16 protein-coding genes are annotated in these 21,185 nt (G+C 48.9%); 10 read left to right on the top strand and 6 right to left on the bottom strand.

Translation table 11 applies throughout. From position 1 onward, the window contains the following. Positions 1-460: 460 nt before the first annotated feature. The 3 genes from groL to SGI97_09210 all read right to left on the bottom strand — a co-directional run bounded on the left by groL (position 461) and on the right by SGI97_09210 (position 4,006). Positions 461-2,089 carry a chaperonin GroEL gene (gene groL, locus SGI97_09200; protein MDZ4724061.1) on the bottom strand — a complete coding sequence of 543 codons (1,629 nt, stop codon included), beginning with the start codon at positions 2,087-2,089 and terminating at the stop codon, positions 461-463. Positions 2,090-2,122: 33 nt separating this feature from the next. Continuing rightward, positions 2,123-2,416: a co-chaperone GroES gene (locus SGI97_09205; GenBank protein MDZ4724062.1), complete on the bottom strand. Its 294-nt coding sequence runs from the start codon at positions 2,414-2,416 to the stop codon at positions 2,123-2,125. Between the two features lie 366 nt (positions 2,417-2,782). After that, positions 2,783-4,006: a glycosyltransferase family 4 protein gene (locus SGI97_09210; GenBank protein ID MDZ4724063.1), complete on the bottom strand. Its 1,224-nt coding sequence runs from the start codon at positions 4,004-4,006 to the stop codon at positions 2,783-2,785. Between the two features lie 88 nt (positions 4,007-4,094). Here SGI97_09210 and SGI97_09215 point away from each other — a divergent pair, with 88 nt between their 5' ends. The 4 genes from SGI97_09215 (at position 4,095) to priA (ending at position 10,463) form a co-directional block, all read left to right on the top strand. Next, on the top strand, positions 4,095-5,024 hold the full coding sequence (locus SGI97_09215; protein MDZ4724064.1) for a squalene/phytoene synthase family protein: 930 nt from the start codon (positions 4,095-4,097) through the stop codon (positions 5,022-5,024). A gap of 94 nt (positions 5,025-5,118) precedes the next feature. Beyond that, complete coding sequence (locus tag SGI97_09220) at positions 5,119-6,516, top strand: DUF4139 domain-containing protein (protein MDZ4724065.1); 1,398 nt, start codon at positions 5,119-5,121, stop codon at positions 6,514-6,516. An 86-nt stretch (positions 6,517-6,602) separates the two neighbouring features. Continuing rightward, on the top strand, positions 6,603-7,991 hold the full coding sequence (locus SGI97_09225) for a tetratricopeptide repeat protein (protein ID MDZ4724066.1): 1,389 nt from the start codon (positions 6,603-6,605) through the stop codon (positions 7,989-7,991). Between the two features lie 21 nt (positions 7,992-8,012). Beyond that, positions 8,013-10,463, top strand: coding sequence for a primosomal protein N' (gene priA, locus SGI97_09230; protein MDZ4724067.1), 2,451 nt, complete (start codon positions 8,013-8,015; stop codon positions 10,461-10,463). A gap of 129 nt (positions 10,464-10,592) precedes the next feature. On the opposite strand, the gene SGI97_09235 is transcribed toward priA, so the two are convergent. The 3 genes from SGI97_09235 to SGI97_09245 all read right to left on the bottom strand — a co-directional run bounded on the left by SGI97_09235 (position 10,593) and on the right by SGI97_09245 (position 13,480). Beyond that, positions 10,593-11,651 (bottom strand): hypothetical protein, encoded by a 1,059-nt coding sequence (locus SGI97_09235; protein ID MDZ4724068.1) that lies wholly within the window; start codon positions 11,649-11,651, stop codon positions 10,593-10,595. Positions 11,652-11,739: 88 nt separating this feature from the next. Continuing rightward, on the bottom strand, positions 11,740-12,153 hold the full coding sequence (locus SGI97_09240; protein ID MDZ4724069.1) for an OsmC family protein: 414 nt from the start codon (positions 12,151-12,153) through the stop codon (positions 11,740-11,742). Between the two features lie 127 nt (positions 12,154-12,280). Next, positions 12,281-13,480: an acyl-CoA dehydrogenase family protein gene (locus tag SGI97_09245; protein MDZ4724070.1), complete on the bottom strand. Its 1,200-nt coding sequence runs from the start codon at positions 13,478-13,480 to the stop codon at positions 12,281-12,283. A 201-nt stretch (positions 13,481-13,681) separates the two neighbouring features. Between SGI97_09245 and SGI97_09250 the strand changes: the two genes are divergently transcribed. The 6 genes from SGI97_09250 (at position 13,682) to SGI97_09275 (ending at position 21,106) form a co-directional block, all read left to right on the top strand. Beyond that, complete coding sequence (locus tag SGI97_09250) at positions 13,682-14,158, top strand: GNAT family N-acetyltransferase (protein ID MDZ4724071.1); 477 nt, start codon at positions 13,682-13,684, stop codon at positions 14,156-14,158. 79 nt (positions 14,159-14,237) lie between these two features. Then, entirely contained in the window at positions 14,238-15,023 is a 786-nt protein-coding gene (locus tag SGI97_09255; GenBank protein ID MDZ4724072.1) for an enoyl-CoA hydratase-related protein, read from the top strand. A gap of 51 nt (positions 15,024-15,074) precedes the next feature. Beyond that, complete coding sequence (locus SGI97_09260; protein MDZ4724073.1) at positions 15,075-15,809, top strand: class I SAM-dependent methyltransferase; 735 nt, start codon at positions 15,075-15,077, stop codon at positions 15,807-15,809. Positions 15,810-15,829: 20 nt separating this feature from the next. After that, positions 15,830-16,573 carry a class I SAM-dependent methyltransferase gene (locus SGI97_09265; protein MDZ4724074.1) on the top strand — a complete coding sequence of 248 codons (744 nt, stop codon included), beginning with the start codon at positions 15,830-15,832 and terminating at the stop codon, positions 16,571-16,573. 746 nt (positions 16,574-17,319) lie between these two features. After that, entirely contained in the window at positions 17,320-17,994 is a 675-nt protein-coding gene (locus tag SGI97_09270; protein MDZ4724075.1) for a LysE family transporter, read from the top strand. Next, the gene (locus tag SGI97_09275) at positions 17,984-21,106 is read left to right on the top strand and encodes a M1 family aminopeptidase (GenBank protein ID MDZ4724076.1); all 3,123 of its coding nucleotides are present in this window, start codon (positions 17,984-17,986) and stop codon (positions 21,104-21,106) included. Before SGI97_09270 ends, SGI97_09275 begins: the two co-directional genes overlap by 11 nt. Positions 21,107-21,185 lie beyond the last annotated feature (79 nt).

The raw sequence follows: 21,185 nt of genomic DNA on the forward strand, positions 1-21,185 counted from the left end.
CAAAACCAGCGCTGTTTTCCTCGACTGCGTCCATGGGAAATGACACCAGAAACACCGCAATTTCGGCAATACTTTTTTACTGATCACTAAAACTCCTTAGTCACTTATGGCGGAATCCCCTTCAAATCAATAAGATACAAGAAAAAAACCCACACATTTTGATCATTATGCCCAATCACAAGGTGAGGGGCGTGGCAATCTCATATTCACATAATGCTGTCATTCCAGTCCGCCGCGGCGGAGAATCCATCTTCATCTTCGTGCGGACTACCCCGCACCAAATTCCAGCAACCTGATCATTCACACACAGGGCAGTAAACACCCAGCCGTTGGCTGGGCTACCGATCGCGATTCGCAACGACATTCCGGATACACGCATAAATTTCCATCAATAAAAAAAGCCCCGCTCACAAGCGGGGCTTTTCTATCGCCACACATGTGGCTATATCCATCAATCAGCTTAGTACATGCCGTCCATACCGCCGCCACCATGCATTTGCGGCATTGACTTCTTATCTTCGGGCTTGTCCACTATCACACATTCGGTGGTGAGCAAAAGACCCGCGATCGAAGCGGCATTCTCAAGCGCGGTGCGAGTGACCTTGGTCGGGTCAATCACGCCGGACTTCATGAGATCTTCGTAGTTGTTAGTCAGAGCGTTGTAACCAAACGCGCCTTTTTCATTGATTACGCGATTGACCACAATTGAGCCTTCAACACCTGAGTTGAACGCAATCTGGCGAATGGGCTCTTCGAGAGCGCGGCGGATAATGCGGATGCCAACCATCTCTTCTTCGGATGCCTTGACATTGTCAAGCGCGGCAATCGAGCGAAGCAGCGCGACACCGCCGCCAGCAACGATTCCTTCTTCGACAGCCGCGCGGGTCGCATGAAGGGCGTCTTCCACACGGGCTTTCTTTTCTTTCATTTCGGTCTCAGTCGCAGCGCCGACATTGATGACGGCAACACCGCCAGCAAGTTTGGCAAGACGCTCCTGCAGTTTTTCTCTGTCATAGTCCGATGTGGTATCATCAATCAATTTGCGGATCTGAGTTATGCGGCCCTTGATTTCAGGCTTGTTACCGGCGCCTTCGACAATCGTAGTGTTGTCTTTGTCGATTGTGACCTTCTTGGCGCGTCCCAAATCAGCAATGGTGGCATTCTCAAGCTTGAAGCCGACTTCTTCTGAGATAACTTTACCACCGGTAAGAACCGCGATATCATCGAGCATCGCTTTGCGGCGATCTCCAAAGCCCGGAGCTTTGACAGCGGCGACTTTAAGGGTGCCGCGAAGCTTATTGACGACCAGCGTGGCAAGGGCTTCACCTTCGATATCTTCGGAGATAATCATGAGTGTGCGTCCCTGCTGGGCAACTTTCTCGAGGACCGGAAGAAGATCTTTCATGTTGGAGATCTTCTTGTCGTAAATAAGAATGAGCGGGTCTTCAAGCACGGCTTCCATAGCTTCGGGATCGGTCACGAAGTACGGTGAGACATAACCGCGGTCGAACTGCATGCCTTCGACAACATCAAGTGTTGTTTCGGCCGTTTTGGCTTCCTCAACGGTAATGACACCGTCTTTGCCAACTTTTTCCATCGCTTCGGCAATCAGATCGCCGATGACTTTGTCATTGTTGGCTGAGATAGTGCCAACCTGCGAGATTTCTTGTTTGCCCGAAACAGGCTTGGAGAGCCGCTTGATGTCTTCGGATACAATTCCTACCGCCATATCAATACCGCGCTTGATCGCCATCGGATTGTGTCCGGCAGTCACAAGCTTGATACCCTCGCGAAAGATCGCCTGGGCAAGAATGGTGGCCGTGGTTGTGCCATCACCGGCGACATCGGATGTCTTGGAAGCAACTTCCTTGACCATCTGAGCGCCCATGTTTTCAAAATGATCTTCGAGTTCAATTTCTTTGGCGACTGTGACACCGTCTTTGGTGATAGTCGGAGAACCGAACTTTTTGTCGATTGCAACATTACGGCCGCGCGGGCCAAGGGTTACCTTGACGGCATCGGCGAGTTTATCCACGCCGATCTTAAGTTTAGCGCGAGCGCTTGTATCAAATTCGATTAATTTTGCCATTGTAAATTCTCCTATTATGTATTCGTGTACGGGTTACTTCTTATTAATGACCGCGAAAATATCTGATTCGCGCATAATCAACAGCTCCTGGCCGTCGATTGAGACTTCCGTACCGGAATACTTTCCATAAAGCACACGATCCCCTTTTTTCACTTCAAGCGGCATTTTCTTGCCTTCATCGCTGGTACGACCGGTGCCGACCTCGATGATCTCGCCTTCCATAGATTTTTCCTTGGCGGTATCCGGGATGATGATTCCGCCTTTCTTCATTTCTTGTTCGAGAAAGGGCTTTACGACTACGCGATCTGCGAGTGGTGTGACCTGCATACGATCCTCCTAAGTATTGTTTTAGATAATCTGTTGTGAACTTCTGTTTGGCTTACACGCCGTTTCATTTCTCAGTACTCAGCTTATCTATGTTCAAAGTATCAACATTTTAGCACTCATCAATTAAGAGCGCTAACAACTAATGATACGACTTAAACGTAAAGGTTGTCAAGGAGTTTCATAAGAAACCAGTGAATATGTGAACATTTTCTCTAATTGGTCGCTCCCAATTGCCGTTCAAGCCATTTAAGTACTTGTGTAGCTTTTGGTTATGTTTGGTGCGAAGGCTCTCGCATTGTGATTTTATATAATAGATTTTGGTATTACATACCTGCGCGCTGTGAACGGCTCTCTTCTTTGTTCAGTTTAGGTCCTCCTGCCTGATTGCTCTTGGGAAAATTGCACCGCGCCTTTGATAATTTCCGAGTATTTGGCAGTCAGATTCGCCGAAGCATATTTCTCCATCGCAGTCTCATGGCCGGACTCGACCAGTCGATTCCTCAATGGGACATTTTCGAGGAGCAAGATCATAGCTTCAGCAAGTTTCGCGGCATCATCTACAGGCACAAGCAATCCGGTACGGTTATGCTCTATGATATCCGGGATACCGCCTGAGTCAGTGCCAATTACGGCTGTGCCGCAGAGCATCGCTTCTGAGAGGGCAAGCCCGAACCCCTCCTGAAACGAGTTCAGCACAACAACAGCGGAGCGGGAATAAATGTCACGCAACAGCTTCTGGGCGACTGGCGGATGAATGGTGACTGCGCCGGCGAGTTCAGAACGAATGATATCCGTTTCAATCTGCACTTGCAGCTCTCCGGTGCCATAGATCTCAAGCCGCGCCGTTGGATTTTTCCTATGCACCATCGCAAAGGCTTTCAGCAGAATATTGACACGTTTCTGCTCTGTGAAACGGGTTATCGAGACAATCAGATTGCCATCCTTTTTGATGGAAGTATCGCGGTAGAAGAGTTTTTCATCATGTGGAAGCGGCAATGTGGTCAGGATTTTTGAAAGGGCGTGATCTATTTTGGTCAATTCGTCAGCCAGAAATCGAGAGACGACAGTCCATCGGTACAACCTGTGTGTCAGCGATCGGAAATATTGGGTAAAGAGGAATGGATATTTTTTTGAGAGCCGAATATCTGTTCCATGCGAGGAGAGAATCATCGGGAGCGGCGTTGACTTAGCCAGCCGTTTCATTACGATGCCGGCAGGAATGAGCCAGTGGCCCGCAATGAGATCGATTTTTTCTGATTCGATCACAACGCGTGCCTCTATTTCGAAGGCATTCAAAAACTGACGAAACTTTATTATCCCAGCGAGAGATTTCATCGCATTCTGCATATTGCCGCGGTAGGCAAGCGTCTCCTGGCTGTTTGAAGCATAGCGAAAGCGATAGATTTTAATGCCATCAATCGTCTCCATAATCGGCAAACCGGCATCGTGCGGAGCAAGGACAATCGGGGTTATTCCATGTTCCAGAATCTGTTTGGTGAGCAAGGAAAGAAAAATCCCTGAAAAATCTCCGTCAAATCGGGGATAGTTGTGGGTAAGTATAAGGACGCGGATCGGTTTGAGCGCTGGCATAAAGGTAAGGTATAGTAAGAAAGTGCAACAGTATCAAAAATATAAATTTTCATGCTCTTTCGGTTCCGCTATATTGTTTAAGACAAAAATGAATAAATCCACCAGTCCCAAAATTGATTTTCTCACCGAAGTTGACTTCGGAAGTATTCTCACCAATCCAATTCTTGACATTGCAGCCCGGGTCTGGGACGAAGATCGCTACGACGCCTTCAAAATCTGTTACCGCTCGATGCGGCGCATCGATGACCTTGTCGATGATCGAAAAATTTCCGGCAGCCAGATCAGTCCGCAGGAGGCCTCGGTTATTAGCCGGATGATGTTCGACTGGCTCCATTCGATTCAGCGGCGTGAAAACGACGACAGTTATCAGCGTGAATTTCTTGGAACGCTTCAGACATTTGCCATCCCGCTGTGGCCATGGGAACGGCTCTGTAATGCCATGCTCTATGACCTCACCCATAATGGATTTAGCAGTTTTGCCCAGTTTTTACGCTATACCGAAGGGGCTGCCATCGCTCCGGCGGCGGTTTTTGTTCACCTGTGCGGGATCAATCAGGTCGGCGAACGCTACACCGGGCCGCAATTTGACCTTCGGAAAGCGGCCAGACCTTTGGCTATCTTTTCTTATGTCGTGCACATAATCCGTGACTTCGAAAAAGACCAGCTGAGGGGACTTAACTACTTTTCCGATGAATTGCTCCGCAAACATGGCTTGTCTATCGAAAACCTTCGCGAAGTTGCCGAAAGCAAGATCCCAACTGACGCCTTCCGCGGCCTGATGAGGGATTATCAGAGAATCGGTCTTTATTACCAAGCACTGGCTCGGCGGACACTGGATGGTCTCATGCCGATGCTTGAGCCACGCTACCAACTCAGTCTTGATCTTATCTATTCACTCTATCTGCAAGTCTTTGAGAAGCTTAATCCTCGTGACGGACAATTCAACGGCGATTCGCTCCAGCCAAGTTCCTCTGAAATAAGTGCACAGATTGAATCCACTATTCGTCAATTTGAATAGACGGGTGCATCTTTAATTTTGGAAGATTTCATGAAATCTCGGATACTATCTCTGTGAAGTTAAAAGGCCATGAAGTGAATACAAAAGGAGAGTTATGAAAGTGGATAATATGGGACAAGTCCGTCGTGACGGTGCGTCAAAAATCATTCTCGGAGCAATGGTCATGTTTGCGCTCACGGTTTCGATTTCTGCCGCCGATGACATGGCCGTCACTGTCTATAATGATAACTTAGGCGTCATAAGCGAAACGCGAAGTCTGGTATTCAAAAAAGGGATCAACCAACTTGCCTTTCGGGATGTACCCTCGCAGATCGATGCCTCTTCGGTTCGATTCGATGTCATCGGCAACAATCGCAACATAGGGATTCTTGAGCAAAACTACGCCTATGACCTCATATCTCCCGAGCAGATGTATGCCCGATACCTCGACCAGCCAATTGAGTTGATCGACAAAGAAGGAAAACGATATGCAGGCACGTTGCTGGCTTACAGCGGGACCGCGGTTACGCTACAACTCGAATCTGGCGCGGTACAGATCGTCCTGCTTGCCAATATCAGCGAAGTCAACTTCCCGCAGCTACCCGACGGACTTATTACCCGCCCGACACTCTTCTGGCGTTATTCTTCCGACGCCGATGCCACAGTCGACAGCCGGGTATCGTATCAAACGTCCGGTCTGTCTTGGACGGCGGAATATGTTGGAGTGCTCGATAAGACCGATAAGAATCTCGACCTTTCAGGCTGGTCATCAATAAATAACTTTTCAGGCAAAACATACAAGGATGCCACTTTGAAGCTTGTAGCTGGCGAGATTAACCGAATCCGGGATCAGGTCATACCATATGGTCAACGCATGGAAGTAATGTCCATGAAAAGCGATGCCGCCCAGGGCTTCCAAGAAAAATCATTCTTTGAGTATCATCTCTACACGCTCCCACGCCGCGCCACTGTCGCCGACAAAGAGATAAAACAAATTTCACTTTTTGAGCCGGCATCGACCGGAGTCAATAAAATATACCTCTACCGTCCACAAATGAATGCCACTGATGTCCTTGTGAGCGTTGAGTTCGTCAATAGCAAACAATCAGGAGTTGGTATACCGCTTCCGGCCGGACGTGTCCGAATGTTCAAAGCCGACGACGACGGCTCGCTAATCCTTCTCGGCGAAGACCGTCTCGAACATACCCCCAATAATGAAAAAGTCCGGGTAGCTATCGGGAACGCTTTTGATATCAAAGCCGAAGAACGCCAGATGAATAACCGCCAGATAACCCAAAAGATTACCGAACAGGATTGGGAGATCGAAATTCGCAACCGTAAAACCGAAGCAGTGACCGTTGTCGTGGAAAAGGCCCTGTACGGTTTCTGGGAGGTGACGAAATCATCCCATGACTACAAAAAGAAAAATGCCACAACCCTTACCTTCGACGTGCCCGTTCCGGCCGATTCAGTGGTGACGGTGACCCTGACAACCCGGTTCACCTATCAATAGGACGGATTGTGCATTTGACAAAAGTGGCTCTGATTCTTAGATTGGGTATGAATTGATAGGATATAACTGCTTTCCGGAGGAAGAAAATGAAGCTCAGATATAAGCTCGCGCTGTCGCTTGCAATGCTCATGGCTCTCGCCGGCCCTGCTGTGGCGCAGAAAGCCCGTTTGACTGCCAAAGCCTATATCTCGACGGTTAAAATTGAGATAAGCTATGCACGAGGGAATCTTGAGAAGAGCAGCCAGCGTTACGCTTATGCCCAGGTTATGCTTGATTCGCTGCTGATGCATTACGGTCCTCATGCCGAGGCCTATTTCTGGATGAGTCAAATTACCAAAGATAGAATTGACCAGACCGGTGACCTCAAAGCAAAAGCCGAATTGACCAGCCGATTGGTCATCTATATTGACTCGCTCAAAATGGCTTGTGCCAATACCTCGCTCAAAGAAGACTTCAGAAAAGACTGCAATAAGTTTATTGATCTTTCCGACTCAGTGCGCGTCAATTATTGGCGTCTATTCTACAATGCCGGTGTTGAACAACTAAATTCAGCTCAAGACCTGCGAAAGAACCTTGCCAATGTGACTGATTCGGCAATTGTTGTTGAAACCAATGCAAATATCGTCGCGCTGACTGATTCATGCGAAAAAAATATGAATCTCGCAATGCTTATTGATTCGACCGACTCCCGGGCCGCGCTGGCTCTTGCCTCGGCCTATGAGCAGAAGCAGGATTATGGAGAAGCCAACCGCTGGCTCATACGAAGCTTGCCCCATGCCGAGGATCCGGAGGCTATTACAATGCAGATAGCATACAATTATCTCAATGACGATAACTATGCCGAGGCCATTCCCTACCTTCGCGAGTATGTCGATAAGAATCCGAATGATACGGGGAATGCCTCAAACCTCGCAATCTCATATAATAATGTGAAAGAGTATGACTCTGCCGCAGTTATGATGCAACGCGTCCTAAAAATATCCCCGAACAATGTCGATGCACTCTCAGGTGTCGGGCGCTACTATATTACTTTGGCACGTGATGCAGGCGACTCAGCGAAAATTGGAACCGAATCAAAAGATGACAAGAAGACCGCCGAATGGCAGGCGAAACGGTTGCAGATGTTCGATACGGCCCGGGTTTATCTCAAACAGGTATTTGAACTCAAACCCGAAAGATTGGCCGATGTTGAAGCCTATGCCGCCACCTGCGCTTTGCTTGGGAAATTCGCCGATGCCGCAGTAGCCTTTGACCAGGCGACCAAACTCGAACCTACAAAATCAGACAACTGGGCCTCGCTTGGGGATTGTTACTTTGACCTCAAAGATTTCCCCAAAGCAACTCTGGCCTATGAAAAGGTCGCTGAGCTCGAACCAAATAACAAAGCCGTCTTTGAGCGGCTCTATGATCTCTATGGCGAGCTTGGAAAAACAGCCAAGCAAAACGAGGCGGGCGCGAAGCTCAAATCACTTTAAGAAAATAATCTCTGCATTAATATGAGAGAAGGCTGGCGTATTGCCGGCCTTTTTTTATATTCATGGGTGAACACAAACCGCCGCTATGTCACTATCGCTTTGGCCGGGCCGCTGAAAAGCGCCTTTACCTATCACCTCGACAACCCCGCGATTCTGCTCCAGCCCGGATGCCGAGTTGTCGTCCCTTTTGGCCGCGCCAACAAAACGGGTTTCTATCTTGGCCCAGCAGAAGCCCCCGACGGTTTTCTTACCAAGCCGATTATGAGCGTCCTTGACCAAATCAGTTATTTCCCCCCGGAACTTTTCCGACTCTGTTTGTGGATGGCCGATTATTATTTCGCCAACCCGGCCGACTGTCTCACCTCGGCGCTTCCGGCAGCGCTCAAAACAAATCAGGCCGTGCGGTATCTATGGACCGAGCAGGGAATTGCCGCTCGGGCATCGCAACCGAATGACATGTTCACGAAAAAACGCGCAGTCCAAGCAGGCAAAGCGCTCACCGTTCAAGATGTCGCTCTCCTAAAAAAACAGAACGCTCAAACTCTCGGTGACTATATCCGCACAGGTTCAATCGTCGAAGAATGGCCCTATATTGGCACAAAAGGAAAACTGATTCGTTTTCAATTGGGCGATCCGGCTACACTCGTTGACTTTGCAAAAGGAAAACGTAAAAAGCCCTTACACTTTGAAGGACCCCATTCTCGAGCCAGTATTCTCGCACTCGGCTGGAGCGCGAACTCCTTTCGGTCTGCGCTCTCACGGGGCATAATGCGCCAAGTTTATATCGAAAACGAAGAGACAACGCTTCCGTTTATAACCGCCAAAGCCGATGTTTCCTCCCTGTCATTGACACTGCCCCAGCAAACAGTTGTCGATAAATTGAAAACAAATCTCGGGGCTGGTTTCTCGATTCATCTGCTGCATGGTATTACCGGCTCGGGAAAAACTCTTGTGTACTGCCACCTCGCCCGCGATATCCTGGCCAAAGGCCAGACCGCCCTTGTCCTCACACCAGAAATTGCCCTCACCGGCGCAATCCTTGCCTATTTCAGAGGTTTCTTTGATTCACAGGTTACCGTCATCCATTCGGGAATGACAGAGCGGGAACGGCTTGAGAGTTGGAGGGGGATACGCGAAGGGAAGTACAAAATTGTTATTGGTCCGCGCTCGGCCGTTTTCGCGCCGCTTGAAAATGTCGGGCTGATTGTTGTCGATGAAGAGCATGATTCTTCCTACAAACAGGACGACCCGGCGCCAAGGTTTCATGGACGGGACACGGCGATAATGAGAGCGAAAATTCATTCTATTCCGATCATCCTTGGCTCGGCCTCTCCATCGGTCGAAAGTTATTACCATGCCGTAAACGGACGCTATCAGTTGCATGAGTTGACCGGGCGTCCGGCCGGAGCGGAACTGCCGAGCGTACGATTGATTGATCTGAAAAAAGAACAACTCTCAGGTGACCTGACTTATATGACCTACCCGCTCAAAAAGGAAATCGAAAAACGTCTTGATCAGGACGAGCAAGTTATCGTCTATCTCAATCGACGCGGATACTCTCGACAACTTAAATGCGGCGACTGTGCCCATATCAGTACCTGCCCGCAATGTCATATCAATTTGACCTACCACAAAGTCGGCGGAAAACTTCTGTGTCATTACTGCGGATATGCGGCCAATCCAGGCGACACCTGCGAAAAATGCAACAGCCGCAATCTGATGTATGTCGGAGCTGGCACTCAGCGTGTCGAAGAGGATATCCCGCGTCTGTTTCCACAAGCCGTCACCGCACGATTCGATTCTGACACTGCAAGCGGTAGAGCGCGCGCCTATACCCTGCTTCGAGAATTCGCCGAACAGAAACAGAATCTCTTGCTCGGGACGCAGATGGTGACCAAGGGGCTCGATTTGCCCGGTGTGACGCTGGTTGGTGTGCTCTCGGCTGATCAGGGATTGGATATGCCCGATTTTCGCGCGTCGGAAAAAACATTCGCGAGGCTTGTCCAAGTTGCCGGACGGTCAGGACGAAGCCGAAAAAAAGGGGAGGTCATAATCCAGACCTCGTATCCTCATCATCCGGTCATCATGCACGCCGCCGCCCAGGACTACAAAGGATTTTATGACGGGGAAATAAAATCACGCCATGAATATAATTTTCCGCCGTTTATTCGGCTGGCAAATGTCGTTTTCTCAGGAACCGATGAGACAATTCTGGGAAAAGCATCGCAAACTTTCAAAACCCGTCTCGCCGATGTCTGCCGCAAAGCCGGGATTCCTGTCGAGACGCTCGGTCCTGCGCAGTGTCCCATCTATCAATTGAAAGCGCGCTACAGAAGACAGTTGCTTATCAAGACAACCCAGATGGTCAAATTCAGCCGCACATTAACAGAATGGGAATCACAGGAAAACCGTTTTGGCCTGCCATCGTCAGTTCTGGCCGCGGTGGACATCGACCCTGATGATATGATGTAGTGGGGGGACGAGCGCAAATAACGGGGCTAACCCGGCGATTTAACTGGTCTGTCAGGGACTCAAGCCGGAGAGTTCGATGATAATATCGTGCCACGCCCTCGACGATACACGCAGTCCTGTAGGCTAATATTATTGTGAGTTAATGTACAAACGCAGAAGTTTCCTTATTAGTGTTTGCAATTTATCCACGGGCAGGGAAGAAAAATCTATTGGCTCTCCATGCATAAAACTATCTCGCAGCGTTTTACAGTGTTTGAATAAATTAGTGTCTGTTTCTGTATGCTCTGAATCAAGTTGATCGGAAACTATTACGAATTTTTGAACCAAAGTGAAACTACTCGGTCTGCCCTTGTTGTCACGGTCAAAATAAGCGTCCGCAACAGTTGATGAAACACTCTTGAATAGTCGAACTCTAAATCTATCATGATGATGATTGAATGTTTTGTTTATAAATATTTCTAGAGCCATCCACACATAAATGAATTTGTTTATTTGTTCCAGTCTCTCTTCGAGCGATTTTTCCAAGAGTTGCGCGATTCTTTCCAGCGAAGCATCCCCTATGACATGAGATATCAGCTGCTGAGTACATACAATTTCCTCACGCGACAGTTGGCGTGATAGGTAGCCATGAACTTGACCCATTTGAAGATTAAATATGTAAATTGGTTTTTCATTAACATCAAAAAACACAGATGAGTTACCAATTTGTTTAAAGCCCACAATGGCTCCGATTTCAAGATAAAGAGCTAGTTTTGCTAGTCTAACCTGCGCTTCGTAACGAGCCTGAATCGGCACTTTGGGAGTCTTCGTCGTAATGATGTAATTGCCTGCATCACTTGTATAGACATTTTCGCTTCCGATCTCTTCTTCTCCGATCGCCTCAAAATAGAGAAAAAGACCGTTCGGATATTCTTTTCGTCTGTTATCTATTAACTTATTTACGTAAAGTGTATTCTCTTCAATTGTCTTTGACTTTTCGATGTCTGAGCGGCCAGGTTCTATCATACCGAGAATAGAATGAGACTTATCTATGTGAAAACAAAGCGGATCCGGATTTGATGTGAGGATGACTTGTATGCCGATTGTGGAATCGACAAATATCTTCTCGTCTTTCTCGACCGAAGACCGTACAAGGCCGCGAATATGAAGAAGACAAAAGTATGCGAATTTCATTCGCCCGAGGGTCATTTTTATGTCTCCACCAAAGCTAAGAGATACAGCCCTACGTCATCCTGTAGATATTCTCATCGACCGAATCACTCCCGCAGCCCCTCTCTTACGGGTTCAGCTTCGCATCCATAGTAATGGTTGCCTTCAACAATTTCGAGACCGGGCAGTTGGTCTTTGCGCCGTTGGCGGCGGCCATAAAGGCATCGTTGGTAATGCCCGACATCGATACTTTTGTATCCAGGTGAATTGCGGTGATGGCACCGCCTTCGAGTGTGACAGTCGCCGTGGTCTCGATGCTTCCGGGGACTCCGCCCCCTTTGCTGAGTTCGTTTGAGAAGGCCATCGAGAAACAACCAGCATGGGCCGCGGCAATGAGCTCCTCGGGATTGGTCATCGTTCCGTTTTCGAAACGAGAGACAAAATTATACGGCACCTCATTGAGTGATTTGGTCTCGGTGGTCAGGATACCTTTCCCGTCTTTCATGCCGCCTTTCCATGCGGCTGTAGCTTTTCGTTTCATTGATTATTCCTCCTTCGTTAGTCGTGGGATGATTTATTCATAATGTCATTCCGGTCCGCCATCGGCGGAGAATCCAGATATTCATCTTCAATTGCCTTCACCTTCTAAAAAAAACGGCACTACCGCCTCAACCCATCACTGGCGGAAGTTCTCGCTCAAGCTCCTTGTCATGCCGGAATCCAAGGGCGTAGTCGGCCTGGATGAGGGTGTGAATCTCGCGCGTCCCTTCGTAAATCGATGCCCCTTTTGAGTTGCGATAAAACCGTTCGACCGGATATTCATCCGAGAACCCGTACGCGCCATAGACCTGCACGGCATTAGCGGCCGAGGCCTCGGCATCGCGGCAGGCAATCCATTTTGCAAGCGAGGTCTCACGAGTGGATCGCTTCCCCTGATTTTTGAGCCATCCGGCTTTCATCCAGAGGTATGTCGAATATTGATAGCTCGCTTCCATATTGGCAATCATCTGTTTGACCAACTGATGCTCGGCAATGGGAATGCCTTGGGTGTGTCGTGTGAGCGAATACTTAACCGATGCGTCGCGACAGGCGCGGATAAGTCCGCATGAGCCAGCGGCGACAGTGTAACGTCCTTGGTCGAGGCAGAACATCGCGATTTTAAAGCCTTGACCTTCTTTGTACACAACGTTTTCGGCCGGTACAACTACATCCTGAAATGCAATCGAGCCGGTGCTTCCTGCGCGCACACCGAGTTTGCCATGAATGGTCGATGTGGAGACACCCTTCCATTTTGACTCGACAATAAATGCCGAGAGTCCGGAGTGGTCGCGATTTCTTTTTTTCTCAAGGTCAGTCCAGGCAAAAATCAGAAAATAATCGGCGATGGCTGCAAGCGATATCCACATTTTTTCGCCGTTAAGGACGTAATGGTCCCCTTTTTTGACGGCCGTCGACTGAATGCCTATGGCATCAGAACCAGCGGCCGGTTCGGTGAGACCGAAAGTGGCAATTTTTTTGCCCTGAGCCGCTGGGACAAGATATTTCTGCTTTTGCTCTTCGTTCGCCCAGACCAGAACCGACATGCAAAAAAGACCGACATGGACTGAAAGGATAACCCGCGCCGAAGTGTCCGCATATTCCATTTCTTCAGAAGCCAAACCGAGCGAGATATAGTCCATCCCAAGTCCGCCGTATTCCTCTGGCACACAAAAGCCAAGCAGATTCGCTTTGGCCATCGCAGGTAACAGCGCCGGATTGAGCGTTTGTTTCCGGTCGAATTCGGAAATTGATGGTATGATTACCCTATCGGCGACTTCGCGCGCCATATCACGAACAGCAAGCTGGTTTTCAGTAAACGAAAAATCGATCATGAGAAAAAAGCTCCTTTAATACGACAGCGGCCTTTATGGCCTAACTTCGGCCACAATAATAGTATAAGGGGAGGGTAAAGTCAAACCTGAGTAATGTAAGGCATACGAGTTTCATCCAAAATCCCCCGGTTGCCGTTTTGGTTTCCATTTCCTATATTGACCGCTTGAAAAAGATAAAAGCATCAAGGAAAAAAAATTGTGACCGATTCACTTCAGATCAAAGCCGACATTATCCCCTACGCCCCAACCTATTCGGCTCTTGTGCGAACATGGCTTAACTCCGAAAAAGTTCTGCTCGATGTTTGCCGTTCAAATGAGTTTCCGCCCCCCGAAGACCTTGTAGATTCATGGCAGCGAAGCGATGTGATTGCCTATCTCCTCTCTGCCAAAGGGGAACCAGTCGCTTATGGCGAATTATGGCCGCGCCCGGCAGAGTTTGCAGTGGAAATTGCGCATTTGCTGGTTGACCCCAAACGGCGTTCGCACGGGTACGGGACGCGCTTGCTCGAACTTCTTTTCTCACGATTGACCGGCAGGCCGGGTGTGAACAAAGCGATAATAAATCTCTACAGTGACAACGAACGGGCTTTGGGTTGTTATCTCAAAGCGGGATTCGAACTTTTGGGAACGACCAAACATATTGTCGGACTTCGCATGATCCGACTTGTGCGATGACCAGAGGGAATGGTTTATCCGTAAGAATATTTGTCTTTTGATTGTTTTGCGCTAACGATACCAAAAAAGGAAACTACACATGAGTGCGTTCAAAAATCTTATTATCGAAACCAAGGGCCGGGTGCTTGTTATCACAGTCTCAAGACCAACGGCTCTGAATGCCATGAATATCGAAACGACCGACGAACTGCAGCGCGCCTTCAATGAAAACTCGAATAACGATGCCATCTCCTGTGTTATTCTCACCGGCGCCGGAGAAAAATCATTTGTGGCTGGCGCGGATATCAATGAAATTAACGCCCTCACTGCGCAGACCGGCTACACCTTTTCGGACAATGGCCTTCGACTCATGAATACCATCCAATATTTCCCCAAACCGGTCATCGCCGCAATAAATGGTTTCGCCCTCGGAGGCGGCTGTGAACTTGCGCTTGCCTGCGACATTCGCCTCGCATCGGACAAGGCGAAACTCGGTCAGCCCGAAGTCAACCTTGGCGTCATCCCCGGCTATGGCGGCTCCCAGCGTCTGCCGAAACTTGTGGGACGCGGCAAAGCCATGCAGATGATTTTGACTGGCGACATTATCTCCGCCGCTGAAGCTCATCGGATCGGGCTTGTCGATGAAATCTATCCGCACGAAGAGCTCATGTCCAAAGCGATGCAGATGGCCGAGACTATTGCCTCGCGCGGGCCGATAGCTGTCAAGCTTGCTAAAGAATTGGTCAACCATGCTCAGGACCTGTATCTGCATGCCGGTTGCGATATGGAAAAAGCCAATTTCGCGCAGACATGCGGCACAGCGGACAAATCCGAAGGAACCGGCGCTTTTTTGCAAAAACGAAAAGCGGCCTTCTCTGGCAAGTGAACGATAGTGGCGATGCCACCTATCGTGCGAAGCAACTGAGAGACTTCTTCTATGAAACTTAACCGCCTCTATGACGAATTCGCCTACCTCTATCCGCTTATAAGCGGGCCGGAAGCGTATGCCGATGAAGCGCAGTTGTGGAAGAATGTGCTTTGCGAAAAGCTCGGCCCGGGACGCCATACAATGATCGAAATGGGAGTCGGCGGCGGATTCAATCTCTCGCACTTCATACAAGATTTCGATGCCACCGGAAGTGACCTCTCTGAGAAAATGGTGAATGTGTCACAAAAATTTAATCCGGGAATTCCGCATGTTGTCGGCGATATGCGCACAATGCGAATCGGCAAACAGTTTAAAGCTGTCCTCATCCATGATGCCATCTGCTACATGTTGACCGAGGACGACCTTCGCCAGACTTTTGTGACAGCCCATGAACACCTTGAACCGGGCGGATTTCTTTTGACCGCGCCGGATTATTTCAAAGAGACGTTCACCGATGGCATGGTGCGGCACAATACGATGTCCGACGGCACAACGACCTTGACGCATCTGGAATACGAATACGATCTCGACCCAAATGACACCGTCAATGAAATGCTCATCCATTATCTCATCCGCAAAGACGGTAAATTGAGAGTCGAGCGCGATTTGCATGTCCTGGGACTCTTTTCGGTTGAGACCTGGCATCGCCTGTTGACCGAAACTGGATTCGATGTCGAACAGCGCCAGCATTCTCTCTACAATGACGGCCGAGTCGGCTGGCTTTTGATAGCTCAAAAAAAATAACAACCCTTTTCACATACACCATGAAATCAAACAGGCTCTACGATGAATTCGCGCATCTCTATTATCTGATTGACCCGCCAGCCGATCATGCCGGCGAGGCCGCACGGTGGAAAGCCGTTCTCAGGGAGAAACTCGGCAAAGGTCGTCACAACATTCTCGATCTCGGCTCTGGCGGCGGCTCGCATTTGTCACATTTTGTCGATGAATTTGATGCGGTCGCGGTTGATCTGTCTCCGGAAATGATCAAGCTTTCATCGACACTCAACCCGTCAGTCGAACATCTTCAAGGGGACATGCGGACGCTTCGGCTGGGAAGAAAATTCGATGCCGTGCTTATCCACGATGCCATCGGTTATATGCTGAACGAAGATGATTTGCTTTCGACTTTCAAAACAGCCTTTGAGCATTTAAACTACGGCGGTCTGATAATTACCACGCCGGATTATGTCAAAGAAAATTTTCAGGATGCCCGTGTCGCGCACCACACGGCATTGGATGTGAAAACAACGCTCGCGTATTTTGAATATGTCTATGACCTTGATCGGGCCGACACGACTTTTGAAATGCTCATGCTCTATGTCATTCGCGAGGATGGCAAGATGCGCACCGAGCGAGATATGCACACTCTGGGATTGTTCCCGCTTGAACGCTGGACGAAGTTAATGCGAACAGCGGGCTTTGAGGTCGAGGCTGTAAAAGAAGAGCGCGGAATCAACCACCCTGACGGCCATGCTGGTGAATGGATGTTTGTAGGGGTGAAGTAGGACGGGCGATGGACTTAGAGACGCCCGACACCACGAAAAGGACACGACATCTTGGAGGACTGGTTTGGACAGTTGATAATATTTTCACCATCAGAGTGGAGGTCGCATTGAATGGAAAAGAAAAGAGATGTCACATATAGGCTCCGTTGGGTTGCAGTACTTCCCGGTGCTATTCCTGCTGGTCTATTGTCAAATTTCCCGCTTCACTGGTTTCTTTACCTCTTTTTTAGTCAAATTATAGAACCATACCCTGAGCTTCCAGAAAGGTTTCTTTTGCCTTTTGTGGTCGCTACTACATTTGTATATATTGGTTCTTAAATTGCACCTGAGCATAACTTAAGGGTATCATTTGTCCTTTTCGGATTATGGATATTTATAGGTGGTGGCATGTTTTTTCTTACCTTATTCAATGTCAATTTAATGGACTCTGGATATTATTTCGAAGGGAGAGGCATCTATCAGATAATGTCTGCTCTCGGTGCTACTACAGGAGTTTATTTGGCAAAAAAAAGGCCAGTTGAGTAGGTCAGGATCTTTATGATCCTGACATCTTAATAATTGGTGCGCGACAGAGACGTCCCGCACGAAGAAAACAAAACGTGCTGTCTGGCGCCCTCCTTCGGCGGACTTGAAAGCCCTCACCTGACAGTTCAATCATAGCGTCGGGCGAGGAATAGCATCCCCAGCATGGGGGCCCGACACCACATAAATAGTGCCGTCGTTGTCTACCCGAGCGAAGAGAATACTTGGATGAACCGCCCACCCGATGTATCTTCTCCTCGATGGACCTGCCGACCCTTTTCACCACTTCGTTTGTCGTTGGATTTTCCGGAGCGATGTTCCCAGGGCCGCTTCTTGCCGTCAATATCGCCGAGACCCCGCGTCATGGCTGGAAAACCGGCCCGATTATCTGTATCGGGCATGGAATCGCCGAAATTGCCGTGGTAATAATTTTTGCGCTCGGTCTTGTCACACTCTCAGATGACACAGGGATAATTCGCACACTTGCTGTGGTCGGTGGAGCGGCGCTCATCGCGATGGGTGGGATGATGCTCTACGATCTCTTTCGCCAGCGTGTTTCCTATGAAAGTTCCAATGACGTCATACGGCCATCCCAGCATCTTATCGGCAAAGGCTTTACCGCGACAATTTCCAACCCGTATTGGCTGTTTTGGTGGGGAACAATCGGGCTGTCCTATGTCGCTCAATCAACGGAGGCCGGTTTTATCGGGCCAGTTGTCTTTTACATCGGACACATCCTCTCTGACATTGTCTGGTATACCGCAGTCGCCATGCTCATCTGGAGCGGGCGAAAATTACTCTTGGGACGCAGTTTGAAAATTCTTCTGACCGCCTGCGCTGTCTTTCTGCTCGGTCTCGGATCAAGTTTCATTTACAAAGGAATCACTGGTGCGATGTAATATCCGTTTTTTGAATCTCTGTTTTGCCTTCTTACTTGTGGGTTTGTGCGTCCAGTCAAGCCATGCCCGGGAATACTGGCAGCAGGAAGTAAACTATGTTCTTGATGTCACACTGGCCGAAGACCTTCGCACTATCAACGGCACAATCGACATTGAGTACATCAATAATTCACCCGACACACTCGATCTGCTTTACCTCAAAGCGTTCCCAAATGCCATTCAACGCAATTCATACGCCGATAAAAAACGCCGCACACAGAATATCTGGACGACAGCCAATTTGAAAAAAGAGCAGGAAGGCTCGCTTGAATTATTCGATACTGAGCCAGCATCCCGTACATACAGGCGTTTTGAACGGGACAATACAATTATTACCGTTTACCTCGACGAATTATTGGTTCCCTCTGATACGGTTTTATTGACTTTCAAATTCACAACTGTGCTTCCCTCTCCACACGAGATGCGGATGGGACTCATTGAAGGAACAGTCAAAGCCGCCTATTGGTATCCGCAGGTATGCGTGTACGATAACACAATGGGCTGGGTCAACTCTCAGTATGTCGACTGGGGGGAGTGCTATGGGGATTTTGGGAAATTTGATGTCACTATCACCGCTCCGGCGGCCCAGATCATTGCCGCGACTGGTGTGTGCGTCAATGAAAGCGAAGTTCTCTCCGACTCACTTCGCCAGATGTACGCGCTTGAGAATTATCTCAAACCCAAATCCGAATGGCCGATTTTCTCGTTCGCCGAGGGAGAAACCAAGACGTGGCATTATGTCGCCGAAAAAGTGAATGACTTTGCCTTCACATCGTCGGCTCGATTCTGTCTCGATACCGGCACAGTGAATGGGGTGGATGTTGCCGTTTATCCTCTTCGTGAAAACGCCAAAGGCTGGATACACGGAGTTCGACTGGGACAAGAGGCGATCCAGACATTTTCAGAAAAAATATATCCATATCAGTGGCCGGTCATACGCATTACCGATGCCTACTCCGGTATGGAATTTCCGATGCTTGCCAACTGCAGAGGGGGCGCGCCATCAAAAGGCTGGTGGATAGTCGTCTATCATGAAATAGGTCACCAGTGGTTTATGGGACAGGTCGGCTCCAACCAGGTTGACCGGCCGTTTCTCGATGAAGGATTCACCACTCACATTGAACATATTGCCATCGAGCAGTACCTCGGGCGTGCGGGCAACAATGTGCATTTTACCAATTGGTATGAAAAGCTTGTCGCGCCGCTTGACGAAGACCGCAACGAGCGCGGATTCCGACAACTATTGTTGCTTATGAAACAGGGACTCGATCGGCCGATGTCGTTTTCATACGACCAAGGCGAAGAATATTGGCCGTACCGGGTTTCGGCGTATTATAAATCAGCCGCGATGCACTATTCGCTCCGTTCTATTTTAGGCGACTCGGCGTATTTCGATGCCATGCATGACTATTGCGACAGATGGTTTTTCCGTCATCCGTACGAAGATGACTTCACGGAATCTTTAGAGCAGACCACGGGATTGCAACTTAACCAGTTTTTTGACCAGTGGTATCATGGCAGACAGCGTCTCGATTATGCCTTTGCTGGTAAAAAATCCCAAAAGAGCGGACGCGGGTATCGGCACACGATTTCACTAAAACAAAAGGGAAGATTTGTTTCGCCAGTCGATGTCGGCATAATCTGGGCGCAGGGTGACACAAGTTTCTACACTGTCGCGCCCGAAGGAATGGCATACGCAAAACCGGGCTTTGCCCTGTTGCCGATTTGGCATCAGTTCCGTCGATTAGATGAACGTTACAATTTTTCGGTCAATTCAGAGCGGAAAATAAAAAAAGTGATTGTCGATCCTGATAATCTTCTCATGGACATAAACCGCCTGAATAATCAGTCCGGCCTTCCGCCGATTCAGTTCCGCTTGGACAACCTCAAATACGACCGGGTACCGGTGAATGAGTATGCGCTCAGAGCGAGGCCAGACATTTGGTATGATGACCCAAACGGTGTGCAATTAGGATTCCATGCCCACGGCTCATATTTGCAAATTGAGAAACGATTCAATCTCGATGCGCGGATCGGCACACGCTCCGGCCGACCGAATGTCGATTTTACAATCGCTGTTCCGTTTGCGCCGTTCGGAGACAGGTCGGAACTCTCATGGCGGGTTTTGCGGGCCGACAGACGGCTGTTTTATTCAAATGCCTTTCAGAAGTATTTCTCCAAATGGCACTCGCGACCGGATCATAAACTGTTCCGGCTGGAGTTGAATTATCTCAAAATCGGCGGAGGAAAACAGGCGAACCGCCTCGATCCGATTTCTGAGGATGTAAGCAAGTATTTCGCAGACCCGGCTTGGGATGCGACCGATAATTTATATTCTGCCCTCTATACTGATCTGCTCAGAACATTCCGCTATGGCAGTTATCATTTTTACAACGCCAATTATTTTGGCGCGCTTGAAGAAGACGGCAATTACAGCGGTTTTCTATCAGTTCGCTATTTGTTCGGTTTGAAACTGACTAACTCTACGCGGACATATTGTGCGTTGAATCTCGACGTTGTCAATATCACCGGCCAGCCGTCATCGCAGTTCATCTATCAACTCAGCCGGGGACGTGCGGTGGATGCCTTTACCAGCACAAAATTATTTCGTTCGCCGGGCACCTTTCCTTTGGAATGGCGGGATAATTTCTATTTGGGACTTGGACCGGTGCGGGGCTATCAGGACAGAGCGATTTATTTCACCGAATCGTATGCTGGTTCGGTTGAACTTACCCCGCCCGATATTATTCCCTTTAGGTTTTTAGCCAAGCTCCCGCTTGTGGGCGGCTTTCTTTCCAAAATTGATAATGCCCTTTTTGTGGACGCGGCCTCGGTATCGATGGAAGAAAAAGAAGTCTATTATCCGGTTCCTATCTCGACCAGCGAAACGGCTCTTTCGGGTGGCGACCAGCGCTTTTATCTCTCGGCCGGTATCTCACTGTTGTCGCCTCCGGTTTGGTCAAATCAACATTTGAGACTCGATTTCCCGCTCTATCTCAATAAACCAGCAGGGAATGAAAAGGAATTTGAATTCAGATTCTCTGTAGCCTGGCAGTTCGGCGAGATAAGATAGAGACGTCCAAGATAATCGGTTCTCATTCCACAAAATGATTGACCATCCGCTCATATCCGGGCTATCTTAACCCTACATA

This window comes from Candidatus Zixiibacteriota bacterium (assembly GCA_034439475.1).
GTDB lineage: Bacteria > Zixibacteria > MSB-5A5 > GN15 > FEB-12 > JAWXAN01.

Bases quoted from the DNA above. Each gene is read 5' to 3' on its own strand.
- groL (MDZ4724061.1), bottom strand. From the start codon at position 2,089: ATGGCAAAATTAATCGAATTTGATACAAGCGCTCGCGCTAAACTTAAG.
- SGI97_09205 (MDZ4724062.1), bottom strand. From the start codon at position 2,416: ATGCAGGTCACACCACTCGCAGATCGCGTAGTCGTAAAGCCCTTTCTC.
- SGI97_09210 (MDZ4724063.1), bottom strand. From the start codon at position 4,006: ATGCCAGCGCTCAAACCGATCCGCGTCCTTATACTTACCCACAACTAT.
- SGI97_09215 (MDZ4724064.1), top strand. From the start codon at position 4,095: ATGAATAAATCCACCAGTCCCAAAATTGATTTTCTCACCGAAGTTGAC.
- SGI97_09220 (MDZ4724065.1), top strand. From the start codon at position 5,119: ATGAAAGTGGATAATATGGGACAAGTCCGTCGTGACGGTGCGTCAAAA.
- SGI97_09225 (MDZ4724066.1), top strand. From the start codon at position 6,603: ATGAAGCTCAGATATAAGCTCGCGCTGTCGCTTGCAATGCTCATGGCT.
- priA (MDZ4724067.1), top strand. From the start codon at position 8,013: ATGAGAGAAGGCTGGCGTATTGCCGGCCTTTTTTTATATTCATGGGTG.
- SGI97_09235 (MDZ4724068.1), bottom strand. From the start codon at position 11,651: ATGACCCTCGGGCGAATGAAATTCGCATACTTTTGTCTTCTTCATATT.
- SGI97_09240 (MDZ4724069.1), bottom strand. From the start codon at position 12,153: ATGAAACGAAAAGCTACAGCCGCATGGAAAGGCGGCATGAAAGACGGG.
- SGI97_09255 (MDZ4724072.1), top strand. From the start codon at position 14,238: ATGAGTGCGTTCAAAAATCTTATTATCGAAACCAAGGGCCGGGTGCTT.
- SGI97_09260 (MDZ4724073.1), top strand. From the start codon at position 15,075: ATGAAACTTAACCGCCTCTATGACGAATTCGCCTACCTCTATCCGCTT.
- SGI97_09265 (MDZ4724074.1), top strand. From the start codon at position 15,830: ATGAAATCAAACAGGCTCTACGATGAATTCGCGCATCTCTATTATCTG.